General features: G+C 63.8%; 9 protein-coding genes. 1 reads left to right on the top strand and 8 read right to left on the bottom strand.

Features of this window, described 5'->3' with window-relative positions; all coding sequences use genetic code 11:
• Positions 1-191: 191 nt before the first annotated feature.
• Entirely contained in the window at positions 192-1,565 is a 1,374-nt protein-coding gene (locus tag MUG98_RS06250; RefSeq protein WP_265111285.1) for a membrane-attack complex/perforin family protein, read from the bottom strand.
• A gap of 134 nt (positions 1,566-1,699) precedes the next feature.
• On the opposite strand from MUG98_RS06250, the gene MUG98_RS06245 reads away from it, so the two are divergent.
• Positions 1,700-4,246 carry a methyl-accepting chemotaxis protein gene (locus MUG98_RS06245; protein WP_265111284.1) on the top strand — a complete coding sequence of 849 codons (2,547 nt, stop codon included), beginning with the start codon at positions 1,700-1,702 and terminating at the stop codon, positions 4,244-4,246.
• A 234-nt stretch (positions 4,247-4,480) separates the two neighbouring features.
• Here MUG98_RS06245 and MUG98_RS06240 read toward each other — a convergent pair whose 3' ends face one another.
• From MUG98_RS06240 to cheY, 7 genes are read right to left on the bottom strand one after another with little or no spacing between them, the layout of a single operon-like run.
• Positions 4,481-5,347 carry a CheR family methyltransferase gene (locus MUG98_RS06240; protein WP_265111283.1) on the bottom strand — a complete coding sequence of 289 codons (867 nt, stop codon included), beginning with the start codon at positions 5,345-5,347 and terminating at the stop codon, positions 4,481-4,483.
• Positions 5,344-5,862, bottom strand: a complete 519-nt coding sequence (locus MUG98_RS06235; protein ID WP_265111282.1) for a chemotaxis protein CheD — start codon at positions 5,860-5,862, stop codon at positions 5,344-5,346. The genes MUG98_RS06240 and MUG98_RS06235 overlap by 4 nt, the downstream gene beginning before the upstream one ends.
• Complete coding sequence (locus MUG98_RS06230; RefSeq protein ID WP_265111281.1) at positions 5,859-7,094, bottom strand: chemotaxis protein CheC; 1,236 nt, start codon at positions 7,092-7,094, stop codon at positions 5,859-5,861. Before MUG98_RS06230 ends, MUG98_RS06235 begins: the two co-directional genes overlap by 4 nt.
• A complete protein-coding gene (locus MUG98_RS06225) occupies positions 7,091-7,696 on the bottom strand; it encodes a chemotaxis protein CheC (protein WP_265111280.1) in 606 nt (201 codons plus the stop codon). The genes MUG98_RS06230 and MUG98_RS06225 overlap by 4 nt, the downstream gene beginning before the upstream one ends.
• Positions 7,697-7,724: 28 nt before the next feature.
• Positions 7,725-11,006, bottom strand: a complete 3,282-nt coding sequence (locus tag MUG98_RS06220) for an Hpt domain-containing protein (RefSeq protein WP_265111279.1) — start codon at positions 11,004-11,006, stop codon at positions 7,725-7,727.
• A complete protein-coding gene (gene cheB / locus MUG98_RS06215) occupies positions 10,999-12,201 on the bottom strand; it encodes a chemotaxis-specific protein-glutamate methyltransferase CheB (protein WP_265111278.1) in 1,203 nt (400 codons plus the stop codon). The genes MUG98_RS06220 and cheB overlap by 8 nt, the downstream gene beginning before the upstream one ends.
• Positions 12,198-12,560 carry a chemotaxis protein CheY gene (gene cheY / locus MUG98_RS06210; RefSeq protein WP_265111277.1) on the bottom strand — a complete coding sequence of 121 codons (363 nt, stop codon included), beginning with the start codon at positions 12,558-12,560 and terminating at the stop codon, positions 12,198-12,200. Before cheY ends, cheB begins: the two co-directional genes overlap by 4 nt.
• Positions 12,561-12,603: the final 43 nt, after the last annotated feature.

Raw genomic sequence — 12,603 nt, 5'->3', positions numbered from 1 at the left:
GTCGCTCACCACGTCCGGCAGTTTTCTCCCGGTTACGCTGGCTAGCGGCCGTTCATCACGTGGCGCACAGAGAGATGCGTCCGGATGGCGACGGTCGCGCGCGGAACCGAGATCCGCAGCCAGGAGCGGGAGCAGTCAGGAACGCCCGCAGTCAGGAGCAGCCGGAATTCCGGTGGCGACGCGAATCCCTCTCAGTTCCGATCGTCCTCCCAGTCACCCGTCAGCATCGCCCGTAATCCCGATCGGGACGCCAGCGCCGCGACGCGGGCGGCGCGATCGTCGACGCTTCCGCCGGTGTTGAGATAGAGTCCGTTCGAGAGTTGCTGGGCCGCAGCCATCGGGGAGCCGTCGGCGTGAACCGGTTGATCGTTCAGCGCGGTGCTGTCGCTGTCGTCGGGGCTCCAGGGAACGTCGACGCCGGAAAGTCCGCGTTCGAAACAGTACTCGGCGGCGTGAACGAGTGCGCGGTCCGAGGTCGAATGACCGATCGCCCCGATCGAGCCGCGTTCGTTGAAGAATCGGACGACGTAGTCGGTACCACTGCCGTCCTCGGCGCTGACCTCGTCATCACTGCCGACGTCGGCGCTGTCGTTGTCGGCACTGCCGTCGTCACTGCTGTCAGCGGCGCTGCCGACGTCGGCGCTGTCGGCGGAGGCACTGACGTCAGTGGCGCTGCCGACGTCGTCGCCCTCAGTACCCTCGGCGGTGTCGCCGTCGGCAGCGGCTGTCGACCTCGACGGTGCATCGTCCTCCTCGATCGCGTCCGTGGCTGCCGTGTCTCCCGATCGATCGGCGGCGTCCGCGTCCGTCTGTGACGCTTCAGTCGAGTCGTCTCGAGGAGAGGTACCGGACTGGGTCGCGTCGTCCGTCTCGGGCGTCGGTTCGGTAAACTGAATGGACACGCCCGCGTCGGCGTCCGATCCGTCGGCCGCGGGACGGGTCGTGGCGTCCGTGGCGAACGAGGCGACGAGTCGCTCGAGAAAGCGGTCGGTTTCGGACTCGAACTCGCTCTCGTAGGTCGACCCGCCGATGGCCACGAGTTCGTCGACGATCGAATCGACCAGTGCCGATCGGTCGATGGCGATTTGTCGGGCGACGTGATCACGCGAGTGGCGTTCGAGACGGCGGCCGATCCGATCGGTCGTGTAATGTGTCAGTGACGACTCGTGGTCGTCGATCGCAGAGAGCTGATACGTACTCTGGCCGACGTCGCTCGACCGGGCGAGCAACGCCACGTGACGGCCGTTCGTGTAGATCGCTCGATCGACACCCGTCCAGGCCATCGTCCGATAAATCGCCGATGCGCGGTCCTGCTCTAGCGACCCGGAGAAGGGTTCGACGGCGACGAACAGGGCAGGGATCGAATCGATCGTACAGACGTACTCGAAGCGGGTTCCGTCCACGGTCCGGCCGGTCAGACACGAGTCGGCGTGGACGTCCCAGCCGAGCGCTTCGAGGAGAGGGTCGACGATCCAGGCACGCGTTTCTCGTCGAGTGGTCGGCGGCGAGGTGTCGACCAGCGCCCGGTAACGGTTCGCAAACGAGCGGAGGTCGAGATCAGTCATTCAATGGAGTTACTCGAAGCATGTTCATGTAAGGACCGGTCATCTATCAGTACACGTTGAAATTAGTGAATAGTTCTCACCCGTGATAATCGTGGGAGAGGATTTATTGTTTGTCGAGAGGGTCTAGGTACTATATGTCTGGCCCGGTTCGGAGCGTCGTACCTGATTTCGTCCGGAAGAGCTACGCACTCAAGTTCGCACTGGTGTTGCTTCTTCTGGGCCTATCGGTGGGGGCGATCGGGTACGTTGGGACGGAACTGGTCGCAGGAGAGGTCCAGGAACAGGTCCACGATGACCAGAAACAACTCGCAGCACAGGAGGCGCGGAACATCGAACAGTGGAGCGAACGGAACGAGTTCTTCGCCAGTGACGTCGCCAGCGGCGTTCAGAACGCCGACGACGTAAACGCGTATCTCGACTCGAGAGCAGCCGAAGAAGAGGGAATCGTCGATATCCACCACGTGGATATGTCGACCGGGACGATTCCACACAGCACCAACGACGAACTCGACGGGGGAACGATCCTCGACACGAACGAGACGTGGGCGGCGATCGATCCCGCGGCCGTCCAACAGCGTGAGGGCGGACTCGAGTCCGAACCGATCATCGGATACGCACACGACGGCGAGACGGCGGCCCTCTTCTATGCGTCGTACGTCAACAAATCGCAAGGAGAGATCGTCATCGTCGTCATCGACACGTACGACTACGTCAACGAGATGATCACGGGCGAAGGGAGCGCCACCTACGCGGTCTACGCCGGCGATGCGAGCGCTATGATCGACGAGAATCGAGCGAGAGACGACGAACCGATCGCGCGTTCCGAGGACGTCGTCGTCATGGACACGTCCGGCGAGGCCTTCTTCGAGAACTACGAGAACGACGCGATCGACTTCAACGAGGTCGGGTTGGAGGCCGAACTGTACGAGATGGGGACCCCGGTGGAGCCGCTGACCCGGTCGGTCGACGAGGACCACCACGACGAGGAGTTCCTCGCGACGACGGCCCAGGTCAAAGAGGACAGCAACTTTTACGTCGTGATCCACTCCTCCAAGCCCGACGCTTACGGGATCGTCAACGACGTGAGTACCTACGGCATCTTCGCCTCGATCGCCGGCATCTTCCTCGTCATGCTGGTCGGCGGCGTGATGGGACGGAACACGTCCCGGTCGATCGATCGGCTGACCTCGAAAGCCGAACGGATGAAAGAGGGGGATCTCGACGTCGAGTTCCAGTCCGACCGCATCGACAGTATCGGTCGGCTGTACGCCGGCTTCGGTAGCATGCGCGACTCGCTGAAAACCCAGATCCAGACGGCCCACGAGGCACGCGAGGAAGCCGAACGGGCCCGCGCCGAGACCGAGGCGATCAACCGCCACCTCGAGTCGAAAGCCGACGAGTACAGCGACGTCATGCGGGAGTGTGCCGACGGCGACCTCACCGCCCGGATGGAACCCGAGAGCGAGAGCGAGGCGATGGAAGCGATCGCCCGCGAGTTCAACGAGATGATCGGGGAGATCGAACGGACGACGGGGCAACTCAAGGCCTTCGCCACCAGGGTCGCGACGGCATCCGAGCAGGTGACGGCCTCCAGCGAGGAGGTCAGATCCGCATCCGAGCAGGTCACCGACTCCGTCCAGGAGATCGCCCGCGGTGCCGATCGCCAGAACGAAAGCCTGCAGTCGGTCAACCACGAGATGAACGGGCTCTCGACGACGATCGAACAGATCGCGGCGTCCTCGAACCAGGTCGCCGACATCGCCGAACGGACCGCCACGACCGGTCGCCGTGGGCAACAGGCCGCCCAGGAGGCGATCGAGGGAATGAACGAGATCGAAGACGAGTCCGAACAGGCCGTCACGGAGATCGAACGTCTCGAGGAGGAGATGGCCCAGATCGACGAACTGATCGAGTTCATCTCCGAAGTCGCGGAGCAGACGAACATGCTGGCGCTGAACGCCAACATCGAGGCCTCGCGCTCGTCGAACTCCGGCGAAGGGTTCTCGGTGGTCGCCGGTGAGGTCAAGGATCTCGCCGATGAGACGAAAGAGGCGGCGGAGAACATCGAGGGCCGCCTCGAACGCATCCAGGAACAGACCGAGCGGACCGCCGAAGAGGTCCAGTTGACGAGTTCGCGCGTCGCCGAACACACCGACTCGATCGAAGAAGCCGCGGACGCGCTCGAGAAGATCGCCGACTACGCTCAGGAAACCAACAACGGCGTCCAGGAGATCTCGGCCGCGACTGAAGAGCAGGCCGCATCGACTCAGGAAGTCGTGGCAATGGTCGACGAAGTCGCGACGATCTCGGAGGAGACGACCACCGAGACCGACAACGTGGCCGCCGCAGCCGAAGAGCAGACGTCCGCACTCACCGAGGTATCCGAGAGCGCCAGCGACCTCGCGAGTCAGGCAGCACAGCTCTCGGAGGCGCTGGACCGGTTCGACACGGATACCGAGCCGGAGCTGGATGCCGACGGAACAACGAGCGGAAACGGGCTCGCAGCCGGCGACTCGACACCGCTCGAGTCCGAAGCCGGGGATCCAATACCCCTCGGCAGTGGCGACGACTCCACGGCCGACACCTCGGCCGAAACCGGTGCCCACGACCTCGATAGCTCCGACGAACCGACCGAGTCGGACGAGGTCTTCTCCTTCGGAACCCCCGAGGACGACCAGTAGCCAGCACGCGACCGGTCGGCCAGTCAGCTACGTGTCGGCGTTTTTCCCGGCGACTCGATTCACGTATAGCCGCGGACGGCCCTCCGGGGGCTCACGGCTCCGGATCGATCGGCTCTACGCGTCTCTCGACGGGTCGATCGGTCTGACGCGACGTACTGATTACCGCCTGCCGCGACGCTATCGACGATCGGGTCACAGGCCCACCGGACGTCTGTCTCCGGGGCCGAAAACGAGTCAGGAGCCTGAACTGGTGTCGGCACGGCCCCTGCTGGGTTCGGCCTCGGCGTCGGCGGGGTCACGCTGGTAGATGCGGAGTCGAGCATCGCGCACGGAAAACGCCGACTTGAGGTTCGGCGGGATCGTCTCCGCCTTGCCGATGACGAGGTAGCCTTCCGGGCGGAGGGATCGCGAGATCGTCCTGAGCATAGGCTGTTTGTACGCGTTGTCGATGTAAATAAACAGATTCCGACAGACGACGAGATCGAACCCTGACTTGGGTTCGTCGTTGATCAGGTCGTGGCGTTCGAAGGTGACGGTTTTCTTCACGCCGGCCCCGATCTCGTACCGTCTGCCGTCGACGTCGACGTACTCGGTGTACTCGTCGAGAAAGTCGAGTTGATCGGCCAGATCGATGGTCCGGGATTCTTCGTACACGCCTTGCCGTGCCGTCTCGAGCGCCGGCGTGCTGATGTCGGTGCCGAGGATGCTGACGGCGGCTTCGTCGATGTCGGGATCGGCGTGGGCGAGCATCGACAGCGAGTACGGTTCCCGACCGTCTGCGCAGGCGGCACTCCAGATACGGACGGTGTCGTTGGCCGCCGACAGCGATCGGAGCACCTCGCGGATGCCGGCCCAGACGTCGGGGTTGCGAAAGAAGCCGGTGACGTTGATGCTCATCGAATCGAGCAACGCCTCCTGTTCGTCCGGATCGTCCCGTAACAGATCGAAATACTCGTCGTACGTGTCGGTTTGCGAGCGACGCATCCGAGAGGAGATGCGCCGATCCAGATAGCTATCGTTGTAGTGGCTCGTCGCGAACGCCAGTTCGTCTTCGACGTACTCGAGCAGTTCGGTGAAGGCCCTGTCGCGATCGTCGCTCACAGTTCGGTCACTCCGTTCTCGCTGTCGGCGGAGGTCTTCACGACGAGTGCCCCCGATCCCGGCGTGAATTCGACGGTGCGGCCGTGGTCACCGCCGACGTCCTCCGCCACGAGAGGGACCCCGAGTTTCTCGAGTTCGTCCCTGGCGGCGGTGATGTTTCGCTGTCCGACACCGTCGCCGAAGCTTTCGAACTCGAACATGTCACTGCCACCCGCGATCTTGGCTTCGACGGTCGTGTAGTTGGCCCCTTGCTCGACCATCCGGCGCAACAGCGCGCGAATCGCGGTGTCTGCGTACTTCCCGGGTTTGACGTCGCTGTTTTCCGCCTCGTCGCCGTCGGGTAACATGGTGTGTGCGAGGCCGCCGATTTCCGAGTCACCGTCGTACAGTGCGATCGCGAGACACGAACCGAGCCCGTAGGACTTGAGCGTGTCGTCGCCTTCGCTGACCACCAGTTCGGAGATGCCGACCTGGACCGGCGTCGGTGCACCTGGTTCTGTGCCGTACGTCTTCATACGTTATCGACTTCCTGAAACTCCGCGGTCGTCGGTGCCTCCTCGATTCGATCGACGTCGAGATCGTTCAGCGCCCGTTCGAGGTCGTCTTCGTCGGGGATGGCGTACACCTGGCAGTTGAACTTGCGGCCGTCGGCCACGACGAGGGTATCGAAGACGAACGCGAAGTCCTGATTCTCCCCGAGCTGGATGATGACGGGATCGACTGCTGCCGCGCCGATGTCGTGGATGAACTCCGGCGTCGAGTGGTCGATCGTCGTATCGAGCACGTTCGCCCAGCCGTCGAGGAAGCCGCTGGCCATGATGTTTGCCAGTTCCGTGATCGCACTGATCGCCATCTCGCCGAAGCCGTCCTCGTCGACCTCCGTCGGGACCATCGCGTCGACGATCTCGTGTGCCGACTCCTCGTCGAACATGAAGACGAGATAGCCACTCGGCATCCCGTCGAACTCGAAGGCGACGCCGACGAGTTTCTCGTCCGCGACCTGCTCGGGGATCGCCTCGAGCGAGACGAAGTTCAACTGGCGAATCTCGACGCTGGTGTCGATCCCGGTCAGGGTCGTCGCCGTCTTGGCGACCTCTTCGGCACCACGCTCCGCCATCCGATCGAAGCCGTCGAGTTTGTCGTAATCGATCCCGTCGCTCGTCCGAAGCTGTTCCAAGAGGCGGGACATCGACTCCCGTTTCGGGAACAGGTAGTGGCTGAACCCGACCTCGGTGCCGACCGTCTCGATCCGACTCTGGAAGAGCAAGGCGAGGTCGTCGTCGGCGGGGACGCCCGTGACGTCGCCGAAGAACGGTTCCGCGGACTGGCCCTCGACGAACGTGGGGGTCGAGACGTCGATCACGGCCTCCAGCACGTCGGCCCAGCCGTCGATGAACCCGCTGTTCATGATGTGGCCGACCTCGGTGGCGGCGCTGCGGGTCATCTCGTCGAACTCGACGCCGTCGGCCTCCGAGAGAAGGGTCTCGACGAGTCGGAGCGCGTTCTCGCGTTCGAAGATCACCACGGAGTAGCCCTCGATGGCACCCGTGAGTTTGACGCGAATGCCGACCTTCTCGGTCGAGTCGTCGAAATCACGACGGATCTCCCGCCCGCGCATGAAGTTGAGTTTCGTGACTCCGACCTGCGTCTCGACGTCGGTCATGTGTGTCAGCCGGCCGGCAGCAAGGCCCGCGCCCTCGCGAGCCATTCGGTAGAACGTCCCGAGCGCGTTGACGTCGAGTTTCATGCGGGCTGGACTTCGATACCGTTGACCATTTCGACGAACTCTCCCAGGTCCGGGAACGCGTAGATCTCCGCTTCGATCTGGTAGCTCGGCACGGTCAGATCGGAGTCGAAGAACAGCGCGAGGTCGTCACCGCCGAGACTGGCCGTCCGGGTGACGATATCACCCGCCGGCGCGTACACCAGTTGCGGTGCAGCGATATCGATCGCACGCCCGAGCACGTCGGCCCAGCCGTCGATGAAGCCACTCGCCATCATGTTGCCCATCTCCTCGACGGCGCTTCTGGCCATCTTGCCGGAGACGTCGGACATGTCGTCGACGACGTCTCGAAGCATGATCGCCGTGATCTTCTTCGCGCTCGCCTCAGGGAACAGGACGAGGATGTGGCCGTGGGGCGGGTCGAGCAGTCGGACGCGGACGCCGACCCGTTTCCCGGGTTCGAGTTGACTCCCGATGTCGTCGACGTCGATGAAGTTCGTCTTCGTGACCTCCATCTGGGCGTCCTCGCCCGTCAGTTTGCTCATGTTGTCGGCGACGCCGTTCGTACCGACCTTTGCCATTTCGTTGATGAAACTCAGCTTCCGAATGTCGACTTTCATCGTCATAGATTCCTCCGTAGGTGTTCGTGTTCGTTCATAGTGTCGTCACGTCCAAGATGTTGACTACCTCTCCCCGACCCCGCACCGTTGCCCCACTGAGTCCGGGGATGTCACGCATGAAGCCTTCGAAGGGCTTGACGACGACCTCCTGCTGGCCGTGTACGTGATCACAGTGTAGCGCGATCGGCCGTACCTCGTCGCGGATCCGAACGACCATTCCGTTGCCGTTGGCACCGGCACGTGGGGTGTCGAGCAACTCGTCGAGTTGCACGACGGGACAGTCATCGCCCTCACCCTCGTCGCCCTCGTCGGAGAGGACGGGTTCCCCGTCGACGATCTCGATCACGGTCGCATCTTCGACGTCGTCGACCGCCTTGGTCGGGACGCCGAACTCCTCGCCGCCACACTCGACGAAGAGGATGTCGTCGATCGCGACCGACACCGGCAGCGTCATCGTCACCGTCGTCCCGGCACCTTCCTCGCTGTCGATCTCGACCGTCCCTTCCAGGTCCTCGATCGTCCGGTTGACGACGTCCATCCCGACGCCGCGGCCGCTGACGTCCGTCACCTCGTCGGCCGTCGAGAGGCCGGGATGGAAGATGAGTTCGTACACCTCGTCGTCCGAGAGGTCGGCCGCCTCGTCCTCGGAGAGGAGGTTCGCCGCGACGGCTTCGGATCGCAGGCGATCCGGATCGAGGCCACTCCCGTCGTCGGAGACCGTGATCGTGACCCGGTCACGCGATCGATCGGCGGTCACCGCCACGGTCCCCTCCCGGGGCTTGTCGGCTTCCTCCCGCGCTTCGGGTGGCTCGATCCCGTGGTCGACGGCGTTGCGAACCAGATGAATGAGCGGGTCGCCGATCCGATCGAGGATGCTGCGATCGAGTTCGACGTTCTCGCCGGTCATCTCGAACGCGACCTCCTTGTCCTGTTCGCGCGCGATGTCGCGCACCACGCGTGGCAGACGGTTTGCGACCGTCTCCAGCGGCACGAGACGGACGTCCATCACCGTCTCCTGGAGGTCAGTCGTCAGGTCCTCCAGATCGTCGAGTTCCTTCGCGATCGTCTGCAAGTCCTCCCCTTCATCGATCGCGTGCCGGAGTCGGACGCGACTCGTGACCAGTCCCTCGACGAGCGTCAGCAGCGAGTCGATCTGTTCGACGTCGACGCGGATCGACTGAATTTCGCCGGTCTGCTCCTCGGCGTCCGGCCGATCGGACGGTTCCGGAACGGTGATGTCCGGAATCTCGAGGTCCGGTTCGTCGACGATCCTGACGACGTCGTCGCCGTCCGTGTCGACTGCGTCGGCCCCGAAGGAATCGACCGACGCGTCGGCCGCGTCGAACGACGCCTCCGTCGTATCGAACTCGTCGTCCGCGATCGATTGGTCGGCCGTGTCGTCCTCGAACGGCTCGTCGGCGAACGTGTCGTCGGCCGCATCGGTGCCGAACTCGTCCTCCTCGTCGACCGCGAAGTCCGTCGAATCGATCGCGCTCGCGTCGGCCCCCTCGAAGTCGGCCCCGGTCGTCTCGAAGGATCCGTCATCGTACTCCGCGACTTCGTCGTCGAAATCCGTCCCAGCGGCGTCGTCTTCGAAGGGGTCGTCGTCCGCGACGGCATCCCCATCGTCTTCGTCCGCGGTTCCGGAGGCGTCGTCCGCGACAGCCGTCGTACCCGCGAACTCGTCGTCCGCATCGTCGAAACCGGCGGCAGGTGCGTCGTGGGTTTCGTCGGCTGTCGGTGCGTCTTCGGGTCCGTCGTCCTGGGCGGAGTCGTCTTCGGCCGATTCGTCGGCCGTCTGCTCGTCGGCTGTCGGTTCGGAGTCGTCTTCGGCCGAGGCATCGTCGATCGATCGATCGGCCGACGCCTCCGCTTCCGCGGACTCGTCACCGTCGAAGGCGGGATCCGGATCCGGTCCGGATTCGTCGACCGCGCCGTCAGATTCGGTCGTAGTCTCTGTGCTGTCCGCGGACTCGATCGAGTCAGCGACCAGTGCGTCGTCGGCTTCGACCGACGAATCCGCGTCGACGAGCACGTCGTCGATCGCCTCGTCCGACGGGTCGTCCAGAAGGAACGAGTCGTCGTCGAGGTCGACGTCGTCACCGAGCAGGTCGTCCATCTCGACCTCGTCTTCGTCGTCGAACTCGTCGAACTCCAGTTCCTCGAGTTCGTCCTGGAGTTCGTCGAACCCGACCATCTCGACCTCGTCTTTCAGTTCCTCGAAGACCGCACTGGCGTCGTCGACTTCGTCGTCGGCCCCCTCGGCCGCGTCGTCGACCGCCGATCCGTCTTCCTGGGGCCCGGCATCGACCGATGGCTCGCCTGGCCCCGCGTCGGTGTCGTGCTCGTCGAGGAGGTCGTCGAAGGACCCGGCGTCGCCCATATTCTCGAACGGCTCCAGGTCGTCGTCCTCGAGTTCTTCGACCTTCTCGTCCAGGTCGTCGAACTCGTCGAACTCGTCGAGCAGTTCGTCGACGTCGAGATTCTGGGCCTCTTCGTTGGAGAGTTCGTCGGAGGAGTCCCCGTCTTCGGCGTCGGTCCCGGACCCGAGAGCGGTGCCTTCGGCCCTCGCGTCGGACCCGGATGCGCCGGCCGCGTCGAATCGACCGGTTACGTTGACGATTTCGAAGTCAGCGACCTCGTCGACCGGTTCCAGCCCGGACCTGATCGCGCTCTCGCCGACGGCGCTGCCGAAGGCGGCGTCGAAGCTCCCGCCGTACCTGTCGGCGTCGATCCGATCGCGCCCGGGATCGGTCCCGATCAGGTCGAACGCGTCGATGAGTGCCTCGACGACCAGCGCCCCGTTGTTGACCTCGTCGTCCGGAGTGATCGCGAGCCGTACGAAATACGCATCGTGGTCATCGTCGGCCGGCGGATCGAACCGCGCGAGGACGTCGTCGATCTCGCTCTCGCTCGGCGGGTCGATCGACGGGGACCCGGACGGCTTCTCGAATTGGCTCCGGAGCGCCTCGATGGTCGCCGACGGATCGGTCTCGATCTCGCCGGTCGCCTCGACCTCGTCGATCATCGTCTCGAGTTCGTCGACGGCGTCGAAGACGACGTCCATCAACTCCGGCGTCACGTCGAGGGCGCCGGTCCGGACTGCGTCGAGGAGATCTTCGATCGCGTGGGCGAGATCGCTGGCCGACTCGAGGCCCATCGCACCGCAGTTCCCCTTGAGCGTGTGGGCGATACGGAAGATGTTCTCCATCGCCTCGTCGTCGTCGGGATCGCGTTCCAGCGTGAGCAGTGCGTTGTTCAACTCCGTGATTTGTTCGTCGCTCTCCTGAACGAAGTCGGTCACATAATCAGTCATCGTTCTCACCGTCCGTTGCAAACGCGTCGACGATCTGTTCGACGATTTCGTCTGCGGGGGCGACGTCGTCGATACAACCTGTTTCGATCGCCTGACAGGGGATGCCAAAGACCGGACTCGTCGCCTCGTCCTGGGCGATGGTGTAGCCACCGGCAGTCTTGATCGCCTCGACGCCGGCGGCACCGTCACGCCCCATTCCGGTCAGCACAACGCCACAGAGCGGGCCGTCGACCGCTTCGGCGGCCGTCTCCATCGTCACGTCGATAGCCGGCCGAACGCCGTGAATCCGCGGCCCGTCGTCCAGTCGAAGTCCGACGGTGCCGTCGGTGTTTCCCGTCACTTCGAGGTGGTGATCGCCGGGTGCGACGACCGCCTCGCCGGGTCCGATTCGATCGCCGTCCGACACTTCACCGACGTCGTACTCGCTCAGCGAGTCGAGTCGATCGGCGAACCGGCCGGTAAAGCCGATTGGCATGTGCTGGACGACGAGAATCTTCGCACCCAGGGCCGCCGGAAACCGTGTGAACAGCCGTTCGACGATCTTCGGACCGCCGGTGGACGCACCGATCACGATGGTCGGATCGGCTTCCGGATCGCCGCCGATCGGAACCGGTTCGGTCTCCTCGTCGGCACCCGCCGGTCCCGGATCGGGACCGGGTTCGGGAATCGATGCCGGACCGGCTTCGGTGGCGGTGCCTGCAGTGCGCGCGGACGCTACACCGCCACCGGCCTCCGTCGTACCGGCGCGGCCCGTCGAGTGGACGGCTGCCGCGGCCCGGGCGAGAGCGAGCGACGACACGTCCGCGCCCGCGAGTTCGTCGACCTTGTCGACGACTTCCTCCGCGAGGTGTGCGATGTTCTTCGACTCCGGGTTGCCGGGATCCGGCTTGTGCAGGAAGTCCACTGCACCGCGCTCTAGCGCGTCGAGGGACGCTTCCGAGTCCGATTCGGTATACGCGCTGAGCATGAGAATCAGCGTCGGGTTCGTCGCCATAATCCGCTCGACGGCGTCGATCCCACCCAGTTCGGGCATCTCGACGTCCATCGTCACGACGTCCGGATCGTACTCCGCGACAGCCTCGATCGCCTGCGAGCCGTTCGATGCCGTTTCGACGTCGTAGCCAGCGTCGGTGAGCGCGTTGCCGATGACTGTCCGCATAAACTGCGAGTCGTCGACAACGAGTACTCCCGTCATGCAGCAACGACGTCGGAGAGGGCCTTTCTGACGCTGGGTTCTTCGAACGGTTTCGTGACGTAGCCGTCCGCGCCGGCTTTCACGGCGAGTTTCATCTTCTCTCGCTGACCGACACTCGTACACATGATGACGCGCGCGTCAGGATCGAGTTTCTTGATCGCCGCGGTAGCCTTGATGCCGTTACATTTCGGCATCACGATGTCCATCATCACGATGTCCGGATCGTGTTCTTTGTACAGTTTGACTGCTTCAGCGCCGTTGGACGCCTCTCCGAGAATGCGGTAATCCTGTTCGAGGATCTGACGGAGTAAATTCCGCATAAAATGAGAGTCGTCCACGATGAGCACCCCTGTCGACATTCAGTAGTACACCAACCGCTGATAGAAATACAACTACCATAAA

The organism is Halosolutus halophilus (genome assembly GCF_022869805.1).
GTDB lineage: Archaea > Halobacteriota > Halobacteria > Halobacteriales > Natrialbaceae > Halosolutus > Halosolutus halophilus.
This window is presented reverse-complemented; position numbering and strand designations above follow the sequence as displayed.